This window comes from Serratia sp. DFXYC6 (genome assembly GCF_057196085.1).
Window position 1 is genome coordinate 165,008 of record NZ_JBXUNV010000002.1, and the last position, 19,808, is coordinate 184,815.

General features: G+C 60.9%; 22 protein-coding genes. 2 read left to right on the forward strand and 20 right to left on the reverse strand.

Features of this window, described 5'->3' with window-relative positions:
- Positions 1 to 75: 75 nt before the first annotated feature.
- Positions 76 to 828, forward strand: a complete 753-nt coding sequence (gene loiP / locus AC2CGQ_RS14160; protein WP_004937650.1) for a metalloprotease LoiP — start codon at positions 76 to 78, stop codon at positions 826 to 828.
- Positions 829 to 870: 42 nt separating this feature from the next.
- Here loiP and AC2CGQ_RS14165 read toward each other — a convergent pair whose 3' ends face one another.
- The 14 genes from AC2CGQ_RS14165 to AC2CGQ_RS14230 form a co-directional block, all read right to left on the reverse strand.
- Entirely contained in the window at positions 871 to 2,511 is a 1,641-nt protein-coding gene (locus tag AC2CGQ_RS14165) for a thiamine pyrophosphate-binding protein (protein ID WP_075686189.1), read from the reverse strand.
- Between the two features lie 52 nt (positions 2,512 to 2,563).
- Positions 2,564 to 4,033 (reverse strand): aldehyde dehydrogenase, encoded by a 1,470-nt coding sequence (locus AC2CGQ_RS14170; RefSeq protein ID WP_015379007.1) that lies wholly within the window; start codon positions 4,031 to 4,033, stop codon positions 2,564 to 2,566.
- A gap of 16 nt (positions 4,034 to 4,049) precedes the next feature.
- A complete protein-coding gene (locus tag AC2CGQ_RS14175) occupies positions 4,050 to 4,844 on the reverse strand; it encodes an aspartate dehydrogenase (protein ID WP_118891712.1) in 795 nt (264 codons plus the stop codon).
- Between the two features lie 15 nt (positions 4,845 to 4,859).
- Positions 4,860 to 5,654, reverse strand: a complete 795-nt coding sequence (locus tag AC2CGQ_RS14180; RefSeq protein ID WP_118891711.1) for an SDR family oxidoreductase — start codon at positions 5,652 to 5,654, stop codon at positions 4,860 to 4,862.
- Complete coding sequence (locus tag AC2CGQ_RS14185) at positions 5,651 to 6,469, reverse strand: alpha/beta fold hydrolase (RefSeq protein ID WP_118891710.1); 819 nt, start codon at positions 6,467 to 6,469, stop codon at positions 5,651 to 5,653. Before AC2CGQ_RS14185 ends, AC2CGQ_RS14180 begins: the two co-directional genes overlap by 4 nt.
- The gene (locus AC2CGQ_RS14190; RefSeq protein ID WP_004937634.1) at positions 6,469 to 6,993 is read right to left on the reverse strand and encodes a cupin domain-containing protein; all 525 of its coding nucleotides are present in this window, start codon (positions 6,991 to 6,993) and stop codon (positions 6,469 to 6,471) included. The genes AC2CGQ_RS14185 and AC2CGQ_RS14190 overlap by 1 nt, the downstream gene beginning before the upstream one ends.
- Positions 6,994 to 7,025: 32 nt before the next feature.
- The gene (locus AC2CGQ_RS14195; protein WP_484593726.1) at positions 7,026 to 8,282 is read right to left on the reverse strand and encodes an MFS transporter; all 1,257 of its coding nucleotides are present in this window, start codon (positions 8,280 to 8,282) and stop codon (positions 7,026 to 7,028) included.
- Positions 8,283 to 8,305: 23 nt separating this feature from the next.
- Positions 8,306 to 9,517 (reverse strand): NAD(P)/FAD-dependent oxidoreductase, encoded by a 1,212-nt coding sequence (locus AC2CGQ_RS14200; RefSeq protein WP_484593727.1) that lies wholly within the window; start codon positions 9,515 to 9,517, stop codon positions 8,306 to 8,308.
- Positions 9,514 to 10,455, reverse strand: a complete 942-nt coding sequence (locus AC2CGQ_RS14205) for a VOC family protein (RefSeq protein WP_021504736.1) — start codon at positions 10,453 to 10,455, stop codon at positions 9,514 to 9,516. The genes AC2CGQ_RS14200 and AC2CGQ_RS14205 overlap by 4 nt, the downstream gene beginning before the upstream one ends.
- Before the next feature lie 109 nt (positions 10,456 to 10,564).
- Positions 10,565 to 11,359: an IclR family transcriptional regulator gene (locus AC2CGQ_RS14210; protein WP_004937625.1), complete on the reverse strand. Its 795-nt coding sequence runs from the start codon at positions 11,357 to 11,359 to the stop codon at positions 10,565 to 10,567.
- A gap of 37 nt (positions 11,360 to 11,396) precedes the next feature.
- On the reverse strand, positions 11,397 to 12,152 hold the full coding sequence (locus AC2CGQ_RS14215) for an SDR family oxidoreductase (protein ID WP_076740966.1): 756 nt from the start codon (positions 12,150 to 12,152) through the stop codon (positions 11,397 to 11,399).
- A complete protein-coding gene (locus AC2CGQ_RS14220; RefSeq protein WP_484593728.1) occupies positions 12,149 to 13,192 on the reverse strand; it encodes a Rieske 2Fe-2S domain-containing protein in 1,044 nt (347 codons plus the stop codon). Before AC2CGQ_RS14220 ends, AC2CGQ_RS14215 begins: the two co-directional genes overlap by 4 nt.
- 20 nt (positions 13,193 to 13,212) lie before the next feature.
- Positions 13,213 to 13,521: a recombinase-like helix-turn-helix domain-containing protein gene (locus tag AC2CGQ_RS14225; RefSeq protein ID WP_484593729.1), complete on the reverse strand. Its 309-nt coding sequence runs from the start codon at positions 13,519 to 13,521 to the stop codon at positions 13,213 to 13,215.
- Between the two features lie 2 nt (positions 13,522 to 13,523).
- Entirely contained in the window at positions 13,524 to 13,841 is a 318-nt protein-coding gene (locus tag AC2CGQ_RS14230; RefSeq protein WP_033632120.1) for a non-heme iron oxygenase ferredoxin subunit, read from the reverse strand.
- A 397-nt stretch (positions 13,842 to 14,238) separates the two neighbouring features.
- Between AC2CGQ_RS14230 and AC2CGQ_RS14235 the strand changes: the two genes are divergently transcribed.
- Positions 14,239 to 15,480 (forward strand): MFS transporter, encoded by a 1,242-nt coding sequence (locus AC2CGQ_RS14235; RefSeq protein WP_484593730.1) that lies wholly within the window; start codon positions 14,239 to 14,241, stop codon positions 15,478 to 15,480.
- Between the two features lie 109 nt (positions 15,481 to 15,589).
- Here the strand turns inward: AC2CGQ_RS14235 and AC2CGQ_RS14240 are convergent, their stop codons facing one another.
- The 6 genes from AC2CGQ_RS14240 to AC2CGQ_RS14265 all read right to left on the reverse strand — a co-directional run bounded on the left by AC2CGQ_RS14240 (position 15,590) and on the right by AC2CGQ_RS14265 (position 19,788).
- Positions 15,590 to 15,742: a Hok/Gef family protein gene (locus tag AC2CGQ_RS14240; RefSeq protein ID WP_031300045.1), complete on the reverse strand. Its 153-nt coding sequence runs from the start codon at positions 15,740 to 15,742 to the stop codon at positions 15,590 to 15,592.
- A gap of 336 nt (positions 15,743 to 16,078) precedes the next feature.
- Complete coding sequence (speB, locus tag AC2CGQ_RS14245) at positions 16,079 to 16,999, reverse strand: agmatinase (protein ID WP_004937606.1); 921 nt, start codon at positions 16,997 to 16,999, stop codon at positions 16,079 to 16,081.
- A gap of 433 nt (positions 17,000 to 17,432) precedes the next feature.
- On the reverse strand, positions 17,433 to 17,996 hold the full coding sequence (locus AC2CGQ_RS14250; RefSeq protein WP_198636803.1) for a fimbrial protein: 564 nt from the start codon (positions 17,994 to 17,996) through the stop codon (positions 17,433 to 17,435).
- Positions 17,997 to 18,037: 41 nt separating this feature from the next.
- A complete protein-coding gene (locus tag AC2CGQ_RS14255; protein ID WP_198636804.1) occupies positions 18,038 to 18,589 on the reverse strand; it encodes a fimbrial protein in 552 nt (183 codons plus the stop codon).
- 59 nt (positions 18,590 to 18,648) lie between these two features.
- On the reverse strand, positions 18,649 to 19,182 hold the full coding sequence (locus AC2CGQ_RS14260) for a fimbrial protein (protein WP_484593731.1): 534 nt from the start codon (positions 19,180 to 19,182) through the stop codon (positions 18,649 to 18,651).
- 81 nt (positions 19,183 to 19,263) lie between these two features.
- On the reverse strand, positions 19,264 to 19,788 hold the full coding sequence (locus AC2CGQ_RS14265; RefSeq protein WP_484593732.1) for a fimbrial protein: 525 nt from the start codon (positions 19,786 to 19,788) through the stop codon (positions 19,264 to 19,266).
- Between the last annotated feature and the right edge of the window lie 20 nt (positions 19,789 to 19,808).

Genomic DNA, 19,808 nt, shown 5'->3' on the forward strand with positions numbered 1-19,808 from the left:
CTAGGCTCTTGCGACACGATTTCCTCCAGGCAAAATGACTCTTTTACCTTGTTACCTTCACAGGAAGATGGCGTTATGAAAATTCGTACCTCTTTGATTGCGTTGGGCATTGCCACCCTGGCAACCGGCTGTCAAAACCTGAATACCGAAACCCTGATGCAGTCCGGCGCGCAGGCGTTCCAGGCGGCGACCCTGAGCAACAACGACGTTAAGGCCCTGAGTGATAAATCCTGCGCCGAGATGGACAGCAAGGCACAAATCGCGCCGGCCGACAGCACCTATGCCAAGCGCCTCAACAAAATCGCTGCGGCACTGGGCGACAACATCAACGGCACCCCGGCCAACTACAAGGTCTACGTGACCAAAGACGTCAACGCCTGGGCGATGGCCAACGGCTGCATTCGCGTCTACAGCGGCCTGATGGACATCATGAACGACAACGAAGTGGAAGGCGTGCTGGGCCACGAAATGGGCCACGTGGCGCTGGGCCACACCCGTAAAGCGATGCAGGTGGCTTACGGCACCGTGGCGCTGCGCACCGCGGCGTCCTCCGCCGGCGGCGTCATCGGCTCGCTGTCGCAGTCGCAGCTGGCGGATATCGGCGAGAAGCTGGTCAGCGCCCAGTTCTCGCAGAAGCAGGAAAGCGAAGCGGATGATTACTCGTTCGATCTGCTGAAAAAACGCGGTATCGATCCGAACGGCCTGGCCACCAGCTTCGAAAAACTGGCCCAAATGGAAGCCGGTCGTCAGAGCAGCATGTTCGACGATCACCCGTCTTCCCAAGCGCGCGCACAGCACATTCGCGATCGCATCGCGGCAGAGAAATAACCACGAGAACGCCCGGCAATCGCCGGGCGTTTTTTTATCGTCTCAATACAGCGTTTTCTGCGGCGGCCCGGCGAAGGTCAGCGGCCCGACCTGCTTCATGTCCACCTCGACCACCGACGGCCCCGGGTAATTGATCGCCTCGGCCAGCACGCCGTTGAACTGCGACGCCGCGTCCACCTTCCAGGCTTTCAACCCCATCGCTTCGGCGATCTGGGTAAAGGCCGGCGTATGCAGCTCGTTGTAATACTGGCGCCCGGCGAAATACTTGTCCTGAATGCCACGCATTACGCCATAACCGCCATCGTTCATGATCAGCAGAGTGATGTTCACCTGTTCCTGCGCCATGGTCGCCAGTTCCCCCAGGCCCAGCGCCAAACCGCCATCGCCCACCAGCCCCACCACCTTGCGCTGCGGGTTGGCAATCGCGGTGCCAATCGCCATCGGCAGCCCCATGCCGATAGCGCCGGCCAGCGAGTGAATGTTGCACAGCGGCGAGATCGCGCGGAACAAACGGCTGCCCCAGACGCTGCCGGAAACGGTGATATCGCGCACCAGCAATCCGTCCTGCGGCAGTGCGGCGTCGATGGCGTCATTGAGTTTGGCGTATTCACCGGACTGCTGGCGCAGCGCGCTCTCCGCCTGCTGCACCGCCCCCGCGATTTCGGCATCCCACTCGGCGTTGACCTTTTCGCCGGGGGCCAACCGCGCCGCCAGCGCCGCCAGCAGCGCCGCGCAGTCGCCGTTGATCTGCTCATCGGCCAGGTAGTTGCGGTTGGCCGCCGCCGGATCGATGTCAATCTGCACCAGCGGGCGCGGCAGCGGCAGCGTCCAGGTACGGGTTTCATTACTGCGCAGGCGCGAACCGGCCACCAGCGTCAGATCGCACTGCGTCAGGATCGCCTCGATGCTCGGTGAGTTATGGAACGCCCGCAGGCTGCGCGGATGGCTGTCCGGCAGAATGCCGCGCCCGTGGGTGCTGGAGATCACCGCCACGCCGGCGTCCGCCAGCTTGCGCACCGCGTCGCCGCAGGCCAAGGCGCCGCCGCCCAACCACAGCAGCGGACGCTTGGCCTGTTTCAGCCGCTGATGCAGCCGTTCCACCGCCGCATCGTCCGCCTTCGGCAGCGGCGCCGGCGCCAACGGTTCGGCCAGCACAGAGCGGGACACCAGGCTGCTTTGAATATCGATCGGGATCTCGACCGCCACCGGGCCGCAGGGCACGGTTTGCGCGTCCAGGATCGCTCGCTGGATCACCGCCACCGCCTGCTCCGGCGAATTGACACGGTAAGCGCGCTTGGAGCAGGCGCGCAGGAAGCCGAGCTGATCGCGGGTTTCATGAATAAAACCGGCGTCGGCGTCCAGATAGGCTTTTTCCACCTGGCCGGTGATATGCAACAGCGGCGTGTTGGCGTTGAGCGCCTCAATCATCGCCCCCACCGCGTTGCCTGCGCCGGCGCCGGTGCTGGTCAACGCCACGCCCAGGCCGGAGAAGCGCCCGTGCGCGTCGGCCATGGTGACCGCCCCCGCTTCGCCGCGCGCCGGCACGAAGCGAATTTTATCGCGCTGCCCCACCGCATCGGCGATCGGCAGATTATGAATCGAAATGATGCCGTACATCGCCGACACCGCGTACTGTTCCAGAGTCCGGGCTATCGCCTCGCCAACCGTGATTTTATCGCTCATCATCTGCCTTCTTAGGGTAATCGTTATTAGGGTTATGCGTAGAGGTGTCGGCCTAGTCGCTCCAGCGGTTCACCTGATGGCTCAGCGCCAGATACACGCTTTTCTGCTGCATGTAGGCCTTGATGCCGTTCAGGCCCTTTTCGCGGCCCAACCCGCTCTCCTTGAAACCGCCGAACGGCGTGGAAATCGAGAACGTTTTGTAGGTATTGACCCAGACGGTGCCGGTTTCCAGCCGCTCCGCCAGCGCCATCGTGCGAGGGAAGTCGCGGCTCCAGATGCCGGCCGCCAGGCCATACACCGAGTCGTTGGCCTGTTCGATCAGCTGTTGCTCGTCGTCGAACGGCAGCGCCACCAGCACCGGGCCGAAGATCTCTTCCTGGCAAACGCGGGCGTCGTTGTTCAAGCCTTCAATAATGGTCGGCAGGTAATAGCTGCCGCTCGCCAGTTGCGGATCGGCCGGCGCTTCGCCGCCGATGACCACCCGGCCGCCCTCCTGCCGCGCCAGCGCCACGTAGTCCGCCACGCTTTGCCGATGTTTGGCGCTGATCAGCGGGCCAAGATGCACGCCCGGCACCAGCGGGTTGCCGATACGCAGCCCCGCCGTCAGTTCGGTCAAGCGCGCCAGCAGCGGCTGATACAGCGAACGGTGTACGAACAGGCGCGAGCCGGCGATGCACGCCTGGCCGGCGGAGCTGAAAATGCCGTAGCAGATGCCGCGCGCCGCCTGTTCCAGATCGGCGTCCTCCAGCACGATGGTCGGCGATTTGCCCCCCAGCTCCAGCGAGGTGGGGATCAGCTTATCGGCGGCGATATGCGCCAAATGGCGCCCGGTGCTGGTCCCGCCGGTAAAGGAAATCTTCTTCACCAGCGGATGGCGCGCCAACGCCTCGCCGATCACCGAACCTTTGCCCGGCAACACGCTGAGCAGCCCGGCCGGCAGTCCCGCCTGTTCGAACAGCTCGGCCAGCTTCAGCGCCATCAGCGGCGTGGCTTCGGCCGGTTTGAGCACCACCGCGTTGCCCGCCGCCAGCGCCGGCGCCACCTTCTGCATTTCGCTGGCGATCGGTGAGTTCCACGGCGTAATGGCGGCGATCACTCCCATCGGTTGATACTGGCTGAGGGTCATCACCTCGGCGCTGCGCGGGGTCGGCAGCTCGCCTTCCAACACCTCGCAGGCGGCGGCGAAATAGCGCGCGGTCGCCGCCGCGCTGGCCACCAGGCCGCGGGTTTCCGCCAGCGGTTTGCCGTTGTCGCGAGTCTGTAGCTCGGCCAGCTGTTCCTGCTGCGCCAGGATCAGGTTGCTGACGCGGTAGAGAATCGAGGCGCGTTGGTGCGGCACCAGTCCGCGCCACTCGGGCGCGCGCCAGGCGCGTTCCGCCGCTTCCACCGCCTCGTTCACGTCCTCGACGTTAGCGGCGCGCAGCCGCGCGTTGACGCTGCCATCGGCCGGGAATACCGAAGCCATCTCTTCGCCACGCCCTTCACGCCAGCGCCCGGCGACAAAAATATTCAATCGTTCCATGCTCCGCTCCTGCCGTTCAGGCAATAAAACCGCCGTCCACCAGACGGCGGCAGGCTTGTACCGCGCTCAGCGCCGCCAGGGTTGATGTTTTGGGATTGCTCGCCAGCGGGTTACCGCTCAGCTCAATGTGAAACTCGCCAAAGTCGCCGCACACCTGCAGGCGATGGGTATTGCGCCGGGTGGCGGGATCGACCTGCAGGCGCACCCGGGTGGCGTCCATCCCCAGACCGTTGAGCGCAATAGTGGCCGCCACGTTGGCATTGGCCGGGAACAAACGCGCCGCTTCGCGCGCCGAGCCTTCAAAAAATACCTGCGCCTCGCGCACCGCATCGAGGTCGATCAGTTGCTCCGCCGGGCTGCCGCGCCAGCTGGCCGGGCTCTTGCTGGCCTGATAGGTCACGCTCTCCAACCCGCCTTCACGCGCCGACGCCAGCCCGTCCATCCCCGCCACCGCGCCGGACAGCACGATCAGTTGCCCGTGATGGCTGCGGCAAACCTGCTGCAGCCGCTGTTGCAATGCGGCGTCCGCCAGCGCGCCGGTCGAGATCACCGCCAGCGGCCAACCGCGCTGCAGCACCGCCTCGCCAAACTCCGCCACCGCCTGCTGGCTGGCGCACTCCAGCACCAGATCCGGCCGCTGCGAACACTGCTCGGGATGGGTCAGCGCCTGCACCCGCCCGCCAAAGGCCTCGGCGATCGCCGCATGATGAGCTGCGCGCGCCAGGATCCAGCCGACCTTCACGCCTTCCGGCAAACGGGCGATCACTTCCTTCGCCATCGCACCGTAGCCAATCATCATGATCTTCTTCATCTTTTTCGGCCCCTGCTACACATGGCGGTTAAAGCCGCCGGAAACGTCCAGCGCCGCGCCGGTGGTAAAGGAAGCCAGCGGCGAAGCGAGGAACAGCAGCGCCTGCGCCGGCTCCTGTGGTTTGCCGAGGCGCTTCATCGGGATGCCGCGCCGTTCGGCGATCGCCGCCGTCCACTGCTCCCAGCTTTGATCTTTATCGCTGCGCTCTTCGAAACGGCGGCGCCATTGGCCCGACTCCACCATCCCCAACAGGATCGAGTTAACGCGAATGCCTTTGTCCACCAGCTCTTTCGACAGCGTCAGCGTCATGTTGAGCAGCGCGGCACGCGCCGCCGAGGTGGCGATCATGTGTTCTTCCGGCTGCAGCGCCAGCAGCGAGTTCACGCAAGTGATCGACGCGATCGCCGAACGCTCCAGCGCCGGTAAAAACGCCTGCACCGGGTTAATCACGCCGAACAGCTTCAGCTCGGCTTCATGCAGCCAGGCTTCGCGCGGCGTCTGGTCAAAATGCGCGACGAAGCCCTGGCCGGCGTTGTTGATCAGCAGATCCACGCCGCCGAAATGCGCCGTCACCTGGGCGGCGAACTGCGCCACCTGCTGCGCGTCCAACACGTCACAGCGCAGCGCCAGGATCTCCGCCTGCGGGAAGTCCGCGCGCAGGCTGGCCTCCGCGCCGGCCAGTTTGTCCGGATCGCGGCCGCAGAACGCCACTTTCGCCCCTTCGGCCAGCAGCAGCTTCAGGGTTTCGAAACCGATGCCCGACGAGCCGCCGGTCACCACCGCCACCCGATCCTCAAGCTGAAAATTCATCGTTGGATTGCTCCCGTAAAGTCCCGCAGATAGCGGTTGAAACACGCCGGCGCATCGAGGTAGCTGGCATGACCGGCGGCGGCGATCAGACGCAGCGCCGCGTCCTGTTCACCCGCCAGCTCGGCCGCCTTCTCCGGTGGCGTAATGCGATCCTGTTCGCCGCACCACACCTCCAGCGGGCCGCGATAGCGCGCCAGATAGCGGCCGATATCATCGTTGGCCAGCATCCAGGCGGCACTCAGAAAACCGTCGGGATCGAGCTGCTGCATGCCGTTGCGCACCCAGGCGATATCCTGCGGATCCGCCCCTTCACGCAGCAAGGCCGCCGCCCGCTGCTCGCCGTAGCCCACCGGCCCCAACGTCTCTATCATCTGCTGGCGCTGGCCGTACACCTGCCGACGCTTTTCCTCCGGCGCCGTGGCATAGCCCTGCGCCGGATCCGCCAACACCAGCCCGCACAGCCCATCCGGATAGCCGGCGGCATAGGCGCTGCCGATCAGCGCCCCCAGCGAATGGCCGACGATCAGCGGCTGCACCAGCTGCAGCTCATCAATCAGCGCCGCCAACGCCACCGCATAACCGGCGGCATCGGCCTGCGGATCCGCCAACGGCAGGCTGCCGCCGTAGCCCGGCGCGTCCCATGCCAACAGACGGTGACCGTCCGTCAGGCCGTTATCGTTGAACTGCTTGATCCACGAGGCGGATCCGGAGCTGATGCCATGCAGCAACACCACCGGCCGCCCCTGCCCGGCCTCGCGCCAGCTCAGGGTGTACGCCCCGCAGCGCGCCCGTTGGCGTTGCGCCAGGCCGTTCATCAGTTGCGCTTCACTTTGGACAGCGGGTGATCCGCCGGATAGGTCGGAATCTCCGGCTTGGCGGTGCCGAGCATCACGCACATCAGCGCCTCTTCCTCGCCGTGGTTGAACAGGCCGCGATACACCCCCGCCGGCACCGAGATCAGATCGCGCTCTTTCAGCCTGGTTTCGTAATACTCTTCGCCATCCTGAATCATCAGCGTGATGCTGCCTTTCAGCATGAAGAACACTTCTTCCACGTCATCATGCAGGTGCAGCGGGCCCTCGCACTTCGAAGGCAGCACCATGGTGGAGAAGGTGAAGTTGCCTGCCGGAATGGTGTTGGCATCGCTGGCCACGCCGGTGGCGCCGGTGCCGATGTAGCGCATCTGCGCGCGGCGGTATTTCGGGTCGAAGTCGGCCTGGAATTTCAGCGCGTTCCAGTCATATTTGCGGCCCTCGAAACGGGCGATGCGCGACTCCACCCAGTTTTCCATCGACAGATCCTGCGGCTTGACGCCGGCTTTGTTCTCAACCTGAGACATGTTGTCACTCCTCTGTTGAATCGATTGATTAATCAGTACTTTCTCAGCAACGGCAGCAGAATGAGGCAGCCGACGAAAGCCATCACCACCAGGAACAGCAGGCCGTTATCCATATTGCCGGTGGCGGCGATCAGCGCCCCCATCAGCACCGGCGCCAGCGCACCGGCAAAATTGCCCAATCCGTTGAAAATGCCGCCGGCGGTGGCGCTCACCTTGCTGCTGGTGGCCTTCGCCAACAGCGCGAAAATATTCGGCGCGCCGGCGCCCCACATAAAGGTGCTGAAGGCCATGGCGGCGATCACGCTGTAGGTGCCCTGCAGGTGCAACACCACCGCCAGACCGAGGCCGGCGCCGCACAGCGACAGGAAGCAGGCCAGCGCGCGGCGATCCAGCTTGTCCGACAGCCAGGCGCCCAGCACTTCGCCGAGCAGCATGGCGATGAACGGCAGCGAAGAGAGGTAACCGGCATGTTCCAGATGAATGCCTTTGCCCTTGATCAGATAGCTCGGCAGCCAGCCGTTCATGCCCCACAGGTAGGTCAGGAAGGCGATGTTGAACAGGCAAATCATCCAGAAATGCGGGCTGCGCAGCAGCTCGCGGCGGTGCTGTCTGCGTTCGGACACCGCCGGTTTGGCCGCCGCCGCCGGACGCGCGACGTTCAGGTGGCGCATGCCGAACAGCACCAGCAACATCACCGGCAGCGTCAGAAACGCCATAAAGAAGAAGGTGGCCTGCCAGTCGAAGGTATTGAGGATGTACAGGGTGACCGGGAAGCCGAGCGCGGCACCCAGCGGCGTGCCGAGCAACCACAGCATGGTGGCGCGCGCCTGCAGCTGCGGCGGGAAAGCCTGACGAATAATGGCGTAGGCCATCGGCAGCAGCGGCCCTTCGGCGATGCCGAGCAGAATGCGCAGCGTCATCATGGCGTGATAGGAACGCACCAGCCCCATCAACACCATCAGCACGCCCCACACCACCATCATGCCAATCAATACCTTGACCGGATTAAGCCGATCGCCGATGCCGCTGAGCAGCATGGAGGAAATGCCGTAGGAGAACAGAAACGCGCTCATCAGCAAGCCCAGCCGCGCCGGGTCAAAACCGATGCCCAACGCCTGCTGAAACTCGGCGTCGGAAAACAGCGCCGCGATGCTGATCTTGTCGAAAAACGCCAGCAGCACGCAGGCAAACAGCGCGATCGGCACCGACCAGCGCACCCGCTGCTGCGGATTTTCGGCAACGGTTTCCCCCGCCCGTCCAGCGCGGGCGTCAATGTCTTGCGTAGTCATAAAACGCTCCCGAGGTTCGGGCGTTATTTCAACGCCATCAAAGAAAACTCCGCATCCGCCAGTTGCTGCGGATCCAGCACCCGGCCACTCGCCAACCAACGCTTGCCGAGCTTGATGGTGCGCGCGTCGTTGAACGCCACCATCTGCACCAGCTGCCGATCGGCGTTCAGCGTGAAGAACACCTGCGACTGCGGCGTGCGGCGCACCACATGGTGCACGCCGCCGCTCGGCACGCCGAGGATCTGGATATTGACGTCGTATTGATCCGACCACAGCCAGGCCACGTCGTCATACGGAGCGGCGAAGGCGTCGAGCATCGCGCAGGCGGTGCTGATGGCCTGATTTTGCGCGTAGGCCCAGGACTGCAGGCACAGACCAAGCGTCGGGTGGCGCGCCACATCGCCGGCGGCGAAGATCGCCGGATGGCTGGTGCGCCCCTGGCCGTCGACCACGATGCCGAACTCGATCGCCAGCCCGGCGCTGCGCGCCAGTTCGAGATTCAGCTCGACGCCGATCCCCACCACTACCAGATCGAAGGCTTGCGGATCGCTGACTTCGCTGCCGATCCAGGCGGCGCCGTCGCGATCTTCCAGCGAGATCTCGCCGCAGCCGCACAGCACCGTGACGCCCTGCCGGCGATGCAGTTCGAGCAACGCCTGTGAGACATCGGCGCCGACGCTGCGCATGCACAGCGCAGGCTGGCGTTCAAACACCGTCACCTCGGCGCCGAGACGCCGCGCGGAAGCGGCGATCTCCAGCCCGATCCAACCGCCGCCGACGATAGCCAGGCGACGGCAGCCCTGCAGCCCCTGCCGCAACCGGGCCGCATCGTCCCAGGAACGCAGCGTCATCACGCGCGGGTGCTGCGCCCAGGCAGCGCTCGGCAAACGCGGCCGCCCGCCGGTGGCGATCAGCAACTGCTCGAACTGCAGCCGCTGCCCGTCGCTGAGCGTAACGATTTGCTGTTCAGCGTCGATGGACTCGGCGCGCAGCGGGCGGCGCCAGTCGATATTCAGCTCCGCCACCGTCTGTTCGCTGAACAGCCGGCTGAGGGGCGCCGCGGCATCCAGCAGCGCCGCTTTCGACAGCGGCGGCCGCTCGTAAAAATCGTAGGGTTCGTCGCTGACAACCGTCAGCCGGCCGCTGTAACCCCGGTCGCGCAGCGTCTTGGCCGCCCAACCGCCGGCCTGGCCGCCGCCGACGATGACGATGCCCGCCTGCTCCGGCCGGTTCATAACGCCTCCGCCTTTTTATGCTGGCGGCGCGTGTCGTGATCGATGCCGCCCTCTACTGCCCATTCGGTGAAGGAGACCAGCGAATGTTCCAGCTCGCGCGGCTGCCAGTTTTCCGTCAGATAATCGTCGTTGGTGTAGTACTCGAACGCGCCGCCGGTCGGGCTGTTGACGTACCAGAAATAGGCCGAGGAGATCGGGTGACGGCCGGGGCCGATAAAGGTGCTCCACTGCTCTTTGTTCATGGCAATGCCGCCGCCGATCACTTCGTGGATATCGCGCACGGTGAACGCCACGTGGTTCAGGCCGCGTGGGCGGTTCGGCAGCTTCAGCAGGAACAGGTTATGGTGGCCGCCGCGCGCCTGGGTGCGCAGGAAGACGGCGCGATCGATATAGCGATCGGAAACCTGGAAATCCAACAGCTCGCGGTAGAAACGCTCGGTCGCCGCCAGATCTTCAACGAAGAACACCACGTGGCCAATGTTGATCGGCTGCGCCTGCGAATAGACCGGGCTGGGTTGATCGATGCGGCGCACGTCGCCCCATTGGTTGATCGGCGTGACCGGCACCTCGACCGCCTGCTGGCGGCTGACGACGAAGCGCAGCGTCATGCCGTTGGGATCGAGGCACTCCAGCTCTTCTCCCACCTGGCGGAAGCCGGGCATCAGCGCCAAACGCGGCTGCAGGCGCGCCAGATCGGCGGGCGAGGCCACGCCCCAGGTCATGCGGCGCAGGGTGGAACCGCCTTCAAACGCCGCAGGCAGCGCCGCGCTTTGCAGCGGATGCAGGACAACCCGCGCCCCGCTCAGGGTAGTGAATTCGCGCTGCGCTTCGCCCCAATGTTGCGTGGCGGGCTGCAGGCCGAAGTCTTGCATGAATTTTTCGCAGGTTGGCAGATCTTCGACGCCAAATTCCAGTTTTTCGATTCCGATTACGCTCATTGTTCAGCCTCACGTTCTCGCTGCATACGGTTTTCAGGCATGAGTGAACCCCGGCCCCTGTTTGCTACGGGCCTTGTCCCTGCCTGAGTAAAAGAGTCGGTCCTGTCGGTTAGCCGACGTTGGCCTGCGGCGGCGCGCCGAGGAAGCCGGAAATTTTCTCCGCCGCGTCGCGCACTTCCATGCGCAGCCGCTCGCGATCCGCTTTCGGGATCTCATCGGACGGCACCATGATGCTGACCACCGCCTCGACCCGCTGCTCGCGGTTGAAGATCGGGTAGACGATCGAGGAGATGCCGTGGCGGAAGAACGATTCGCCGATCACATAGCCGCGCGCCTTGTCTTGCTGCACCATCTGCCACAGCGTTTCGCGATCCGCCGGGGTGCCCGGCGCATTGCCCGGCAGCTGCGCGTCTGGATACAGTTGTTCGAACTCGCTGCGAGTCGCGCTGGTCAACAACATGCGGCCGAGCGAGGTTTGGTGCACCGGCAAGCGGGTGCCGACGCTGACCTGATTGATCTGCGAACCGGCGGCGCTGACGCGGGCGATATAGATCACGTCACGCCCGTCGCGGATCGCCAGATGGCTGCTGCACTGGCTGCGATCGCGCAACTGCTCGATCACCGGCTGGCCGGCCTGCGCCACGTCCAGCGACGCGATATATTCGAAGCCGAGACGCAGCACCTTGATGCCGAGCGCAAAGGTGTTGGTGCGCGGATTGCGCTCCAGAAAGCCCAGGTGTTCGAGCGTCTGCACCACGCGATAAGCGGTGGCCTTCGGCATATCGACCAGGCGATGCAACTCGGCGAAGGTCATCTCCTTATGCTGCTCGCCAAACGCCAGCAGCAACTGCAACCCGCGATCCAGCCCCGGGATCAGATATTTACATGCTTGCTCGTCCGCCATCTCTCGCTCCTGCGCTGTGCGCCTGCCCTGCGGGCCGTCAGTTGAATACGAAGCCGCCGTTGACCGGCAGCAGTTGACCGGTGACGAAATCCGCCAGCGGCGACAGCAGATAAAGCACCGTACCGTTCACATCGTCCGGGTGCTGCGCCCCGGCCAACGCGCGCCCCTGCTCGTACAGCTGGTGGCGCTCGGCGGGGACATACTCGGTAGCTTCCACCCGCGTCAGGCCCGGCGCGATGGCGTTGACGCAGATCCCCTGCGGGCCCAGCTCACGCGCCATCGATCGGGTCATCGCGATCAGCGCGCCTTTGCTGGCAACATAGGCCATCAGGCGCGGCGCGCCCCACAGCGCGGTGTCCGACGCCACGTTGACGATCTTGGCGTGCGGGTTGCGCGCCAGCAGCGGCACCGCCGCCTGGCTCACCAGCCAGGTGCCGCGCACGTTGACCTGCATCACCCGATCCCACAGTTCGATATCGTATTCCATCATGGTTTTACCGCCGACGCCGGTCGCCAGCGCCGCGTTGTTCACCAGGCCGTCGATCCCGCCGCCGGCGGCGATCTTCTCGAACGCCGAACGGATCGAATCCGGTGACGCCAGATCGATGGTTTGCGTTTCCACCTGAGCACCCTGCTCGCGCAGCGCGGCACCGCTCGCCACCAGCTCATCCGCCAAAATGTCGCACATCACCACCTGCGCGCCGGCAGCGGCGATGGCGGCGGCGAAGCTGTAGCCCAGGCCGCGCGCCGCGCCGGTGACCACGATGCGTTTACCGTTCAGCAGGCCGTTCACTGCGCCGCCTCCCGCTCGCGCAGCGTCGCCAGCTGTTTTTGCGCCTCTTTCTGCATCAGGCGGCGCAGGCGAGAAAGACCGACGTCGTGCTGGTACAGATATTCGCGGCCGCGGGCGTTAGGCGCCATGTTCTCAAGCACGATGCGATCCTGCTCGAGCACGTCCCAATGCAACGATTCCAGACGATTGCGGTACATGAAGCGCCACATGTCGCGCTGCCAGTCCTTGACCTTACGAATGCGCCAGAAGAATACCCGGCAGTGATCCTTGTCCTCCGGCACCACCATGCCGATGATCCAGAAGTGACCGCCCGGCCCGAAGCGCTTCTTGTACGGGATCGACAGGCGCATCCAATACGCGCCGCTGTTGCCGAATTCCACCCAGTCGAAGTTGACGCCGATCTGGCCGTTTTTCTTGAAGATGAAGCCGCTGTCGGTCGGCTCCAGCGCCATGTCCGCCTTGCGATCCCCTTCCGCCATCGAGTGTGAAGAGGAGTGCAGGTAGGTGCCGTGCATCGGATCCATCACGTTTTCCAGGGCGTACTGGTAGTTGCAGTTCCAGCTGGCGGTGCACAGAAAATGACTGTACGACGCTTTGTCCGCCAGCTCTTGCGGGAAAGTCAGCTCCGCCGGCGTTTCATCCGCCGTCACGCCGAAATAGAGGAACACCGCGCCATAGGCTTCTTTGGCCGGGTAAGATCGCAGGCATTTTTGCCCCACCAGCGGGCAGCGATCCACCGCCGGCACGTCTTTCACCGTCCCGTCGCCGCCGACTTCCACCCCGTGATACCAACAGGCGATGCGATCGCCGAGGTTCCACCCCATGGAAAGCCGCGCGCCACGGTGCGGGCAGCGGTCTTCCAGCGCGTGGATCTGGCCTTCAGCGTCGCGCCACACCACGATTTGCTGCTCCAGGCGGGTGATACCGACCGGGTTGTTGCCCACTTCCCAGCTGGCCAGCACCGGATACCACATGCCGCGCAGCCCCTGGTCAAGATAGTCCTGCAAGCTCTGTTCGGAGGATGTTGTGTTTGCTGTCATTGTCTTCTCCCGGGTGTCGCTCAGAAACCGTTAACGTGAAGGAATTCGCGGAACGTCGCCTCATTCCACGGCTGGCCGCTGCGATCGAACAGACGACGCTGATTCAACGCGCTGACGATCTGCTCCAGCTCTTCCGCCCCCTGATCGAAGATCGTTTCCAGCGCCGCCACCAGGGCAGTTTCGAAGCCGTCCGGCACCCGGGCGCGGTTTTGCCAGATGACATTGCGGAACTGGCCCGGCTGATGGATTTGACCGTTGCCGCCTTCGCGGGTCGGCGTCACCTGTTGGGTGTCCGGCAGCCAGGGATTGAAATCGGTGATGTGCTGCATGATTACTCCTCCGCGATAAAGGTGATCTGGATTTGGTTGTCGACCACCCGGGTGGGATAGGTTTGCAGATCGCGGCCGCCCGGCTCGCGCAGGCACTGGCCGGTACGCACGTCAAACAGCGCTTCGTGCAGCGGGCACTCAACCTTGCCGTCGTCTACAAACCCCTGGCTGAGCAAGGCATAAGCATGCGGGCAGACGTCTTCCAGCGCGTAGTAGTTACCGTCGAGCAGGTACACCCCGATCTCCTTTCCTTCCACATTGCCGGAGAAAGGAAAATCTTCTTTCACCTGAGACACTTCGCACACATTCTTCCAGCTCATTGCTTTTATCCTCTATCTGATTGTTTCATATATGAAACTCAGTTTCTTATTTAATACAGCCACTATAAGTCTGGCGAAACTTTCGTCAAGCGAGCGGAACGGCAAATGTTAATGAAAGGTTGTTTAAAAATGACAAATGCGGGAAAGATCACGAAATCATGCACCGATATGAAAAACCTATGTCAGTTGTGCGCTCCCTCGCTAATTTATGGCAAAAAATGCGTTGATCCCGGCGGCGCATTGCGCGTAAAAGTGTTTTTTCGCTGTCTTTTACACCCTATTTGATAACAATAAATTTACATCAATCAGCCCCATCCCCGCGTTTGCGCCAAATGGCATCCCCGGGTGAGTTTACTGCTGCCTGAATTCGTCAACCGCTCGCACTGAGGAACGCGCCGTGCAACAACGTCAACGCTGGTTTGGGGTGATCGCCCTGCTGTTTCTGATCGTTATCGCCTATGCGGATCGAGTTAATATCGCCGTGATGTTGGTCAATCCCGACTTCCTGCAACACTTTCAACTCGGCGGTGACCGCGCTCACCAGGGCACGCTGATGACAGTGTTTTTACTCGGTTACGGCCTCTCCGCCATGTTGCTCACGCCGTTTCTGGAAACGCTGATGGGTTACCGCCGCGCGCTGACGCTGAGTGTGGTGCTGTGGGCGCTGCTCACCGCCGCCTCGCCGCTGGCGGGATCGCTGCTGTTGCTGTGCGTGGTGCGCGCGCTGCTTGGCGTCAGCGAAGGGCCGCTGTTCTCGCTGAAAACCATGTACATCAGCGATCATTTCGCCGCCGACGAGCGCGGCAAGCCCAACGCGGTCAGCGCGCTGGGCGTCTCGTTGGGGCTGGTGATCGGCTTTCCGCTGGTGAGTTTTCTGATGGCGCACTTCGGCTGGGCGATGTCGTTTCACCTGCTGGCGCTGCTCAACCTGCTGTTGGGCCTGATGCTGGTGCGGCTGTTCGTTCATCCGCTCGCCTTATCTTCATCTTCACGCCCCGCCGATCCGCTACCGGTGCTAAGCCGCGTCTGGCACACCTTTGCGCTGGCCTGGCGCACGCCGATGCTCGGCTGGATCCTGCTGATCGAGATCGCCACGCTCAGTTACCTGTGGGGCTCCAGCGCCTGGCTGCCGGCTTACCTGACCGATGAAAAGGGGTTCTCCATCAAGCAAATGGGCTGGATGGCCGCGCTGCCTTTCATCGTCAGCATCGCCTCCAAATACCTCGGCGGCGCGTTGCTCGATCGCATCCGTCCTTATCAGGCGCCGCTGATCTTCGTCTTTGGCGGCGCGGCGACCGCACTGTGCATCTATGGCGTAATGAACAGCCATCAGCTTGGCTGGATCGCCTTCTTCCTGCTGTCGGCCAATGCCTGTTGGGGCGCGCAGGGCGCGGCGATCCCCACGCTGCTGCAGCATTATGCGCGGCCGGAGGCGGTCGGCAGCGCCTATGGGCTGATTAACGGCATCGGTAATCTATTCTCGGCGTTCGTGCCGATGGCGATGGGCATGGTGATGGCCAGCCAGGGCAAGGTGTCCTCGGGCTTTGCGGTGCTGATTGCCTCACAGCTGCTGACGCTGCTGGCGGGCGGGGCGCTGTTTAGCCGTATGTTGCTGGCGCGGCAGGTGAAGCGGGCATAACCCCGTTCCCCTCTCCTCCGTAGCGGAAAACCGAATGCTTTAAGTGGGTGCTCAGGGATCTGGACGCCAACAACCAGCAGACGGGGGCATCCCCCGTCGCCGGGTTGCCTTACCGTTCGGATTCGTAAGCCAAAATGGCCGCAACCTCCGTTGTGCCCGATCGGATACGCAGCTCGCACAGCGTGCTACGCGTTATCCATGCCAGTGATATTACCGTGACACAAATAACCACCAATTTTAACAGGCTCCGTTTATTCGGCATCATGCCTTCTTCTCCTTGCCTCGCGGCGGGTAAGAGGCTAACTTAACGTTGCTGGCGTTAGAGTAGGCCTCGGGTTGATGAATATCGACTCGGGGCTTTTCTCTTTGTACCTTTCACGCAGGCTCCAGATACAAAGATCCAGAGCACCCGCGCGCAGTATATTCATCCTCTCCGTTGTCGCGGTTCCTTTTTACTGGCTCAGTTTCATTTCTGCGCAGGCTTGCGCAAAGGCGTTGCAACAGACTGAAAATCGCCGCGCGGATGGCGACAAACGAAATAAAAAAAAGCGGCCCCAATTCGATGGGAGCCGCTTTTTCAGCGAGGCGTGGCCTGGCGTCAGGCGTGTTTCTTGGCCGCCTGCAGGTACAGCATCTCCAGACCCAACGTCGCCGCAGCCAGCGCAGTGATCTCGGACTGGTCATAAGCCGGCGCCACTTCCACTACGTCCATGCCGACGATGTTCAGCGACTGCATGCCGCGCACCAGTTTCAGCGCGCGATCGGAGGTCAGCCCGCCGATCACCGGCGTGCCGGTGCCCGGTGCGAACGCCGGATCCAGACAGTCGATGTCGAAGGTCAGGTATACCGGCATATCGCCGACGATGCCTTTGATCTGCGTCAGCAGGTCGTCCACGCTGCGATCGTTCACCTGCGCGGCGTCCAGTACGGTAAAGCCGTTGTCATGATCGAACTCGGTGCGAATGCCGATCTGCACCGAGTGATGCGGATCGATCAGGCCTTCGTTCGGCGCATGATAGAACATGGTGCCGTGGTCGAACTTGCTGCCGTTGGCGTAGGTATCGGTATGGGCATCGAAGTGCACCAGCGCCAGCTTGCCGAAATGCTTGGCGTGCGCGCGCAGCAGCGGCAGAGTGACGAAGTGGTCGCCGCCGAACGAGAGCATGCGCTTACCGGCCTTCAGCAGTTTCTCCGCGTGCGCCTGCAGCTTGTCGCTCATGTCCTGCGCATCGCCGAAGTTGAACACGATGTCGCCGCAGTCAACCACATTCAGGCGATCGCGCAGATCGAAGCTCCACGGCCAACGATTGCCTTCCCAGGCCAGGTTGGTGGACACCTGACGGATGGCCGCCGGGCCATGACGGCCGCCGGCGCGGCCGGAGGTCGCCATGTCAAACGGAATGCCGGTGATGACCCACTCTGCATCGCTGTCGTAAGGCATGAAGTTCAGCGGAAAGCGCAGGAAACCAAAGGCGTTGGACACTAATGAATTATCGGACTGATGGCCTAAGGTGCTCATAGTAAACCCTCGTAGTTCAACAAGTTGCCGGGCGCAGACGCCGGGCCGTTACAAAAAAAAATCCCTCCCGCGTCGTTAGCCCGACGAGAAAGGGATTTATTCGATGTGTGTTTCGGTGCTACCGATACGGCAGATTATGGCTGCATTTTGTTCGTGCTTCAAGGGGGTATGATGCGCGCAGGTTGCGCGGCCATATCAATCATATTTTCCCCGGCTGATGAGGAAAATGGTGCCCTGACTCTACCCATAAATTAAGGCGAATAAGCATCATTCACCTGAAGAAGTCAGAAATAAGCTCGTGGGAACTCGCTCCGTTGCCGCCGCGCTGCGGCGCTGCGGCGCTGCGGCGCTGCGGCGCGAATTATTTTGGGTAGTTTTACTTTGCTATCAATAGCATCAGCCCGACAGTTTTTACGCCATCGGGCCGGGTAATTCAATAGTAATACAAGTCAACTTGGGTCGTCAGGTTGGCCGTACCGGGTGTCACTTTATCGCTCAGAGCAACATATCGTGCATATAACCAGAACTCCACTTCTGGCTTTTCTTTTGAATAATCACTAAACGATAAAATACCATTTGGCGAAATATAAGAAGGCTCCCCATTAACATGGGTTCCCTGATTTATCCCGACAGCCACTCCTGTCGCTGTAGAACTTTCATCCAGGGCAAAAAGCTGCCAATCTTCTGGCGGTGCGGTACCAGCTAAACGCAATGAAACATTTACTCTAACCAAATCTTCATCAATTATTTTTGAACAATCTGTCGCCTTTATTTTAAATGCCACAGGAGAACTGGCATCTCCTTTTTTTAACAGTTGACTACGGTTAATATTCCCCAAAGGTACAATCATATTTTTGCTATCCGCACTCAGATCACAAGTGAACTGAATAAATTTCGCTTTAGTTCTAATCGCACCATCCGTCGCCTGTGCAGAAAACACGCCCCCGCCTAGACAGAACAATACCCCTTGAAGTGCTCTTTTGATTTTTCTATTCATTAAACATTCCTTAATCTTTATATAAGCACGCTATTATCGGTTCAATTATACAGAATGGAAAATTGTATATTCCCGGTAGCCTGCCCCAAGGCAATAGGCTTATCCATATCAACTTTAACCACCTCTATTATAAACATAATATCATTTTTGCTACCGGCGCCGGTCATCAAATTATAAGGTTTGGTATCACCATTAACTTTAACAGAGTCCCAAGACTCTCTTTCTATAACCCGAAAACCCACATTACTGACTGAGCCAGCATCGGGGGCAAAAATGTAATCCTTCCCGAAAAAACCTTCTTCACTAATGGCAGTACCTTCAAATCTAACTTTCACCTGATTAGCCCCTGATGGACAATCCAAAAGTGTTATCGGTTTAAATAACCCAAGACCTAGAAACTGTGAGTTCTGCTGGCCTGCAAGCTCACCAAAATCCACTACCATATTCTTAGACTCGGCGGCCACCAAACAGGCGTTCTCCACCACCCGGCCGGTCACGTTAATATTGCCGTCCGCTGCGTGGAGCGGTGGCGCCAGCATTGCCGCACTGAATAAGGCCAGCAGAGGCACTTTTTTTACTGTTGCTATCATCATTAATCTCCTTATATTTCTGATAATGCCAAACAATCATCGTGCTGAAATCGGCCCGTTTATTATGGATAAACCAGACTAATCTGCGTGGTCAGGTTGGCGCTGCCGGGGGTGACCTTTTGTTCAGAGACAACATAGGAAGCCGCCCCGCTGATTTTCAGCGAGCCGTCTGGTTCGGGGTAATAGGTATATCCCAGACCGCCGGGCACCACCTGGAGATGAGCGCCGTAATCCCCCAGAATTCTGACCGCGATACCGCCGGCAAGCGAATCTTTATCCAGGGCGAAAAGGCCGGGGTTTTCTCCTGCAGCAGCACCGTCAAATTTTAACGCCACACCGCGATCTTTAGGGCAACCGGTGGCATAGAGAGTAAAAGGTGTCGGATCGCTACTCATTCCCGGCCGTTCAAAATATTGGCGCGGTATCGTGCCCATCAATACGGACAGCGCCTGGCTTTCAACCGCCAGATTACACCCCTGCTCGATGATGCGGCCAGTGACGTTAATATTGCCATCCGCTGCGTATAACGGTGGGGATAACATTGCTGCGCTGAATAATGCCAGCAACGGCATCGTTTTTTTTACTTTTGCTATCATCGTTAATTTCCTTATTCCTGGATAAAGCCTATTGATTCTGATGATATAAAAACCCGACTCAGGGGTGTCGGGTGGAATGGTTTAGTTATAGACCAGATTGAGTTGGGTGGTGACGTTTGCCGTGCCGGGGGTTACTTTATCAGCTAAAGCAATATATCTTGCCTGAAATGGCTTAGAGAAAGTTCCATCCTTCCCTGGGGTTTTTCCATATCCACTAGTAGAATTAGGAGTTTTGACATACTCATCTGAATAGCTAATATCGGCCAGCTGTATCCCAACCCCCTCGGCAACAGAGCCACTGTCTAATGCAAAGGCTTTACTATTTTGGCCGGCAGCAACGCCATCAAAACGGAACCATACGGTCAAGTTTGGTACACAGTCGGTTGCTTCAACGGTAAAATCAATCGGCTTGCTGGTCGCACCGGTTGATGCCAGCTCGGTACGGGAAATATTCCCCAGCGCTACCTGCATATTTTTGCTGCCTGCGGTTAAATTGCAGGTGCCATGAGCAAGCGTTACTTCGATATCCACGCTGCCATCTGCAGCATAAGCGTTAAACGCCAATCCACTACCGGCCAGCAGCAGCCCCTTGATGATATTTTTCATTAGCTTTTCCTTATCTCAAT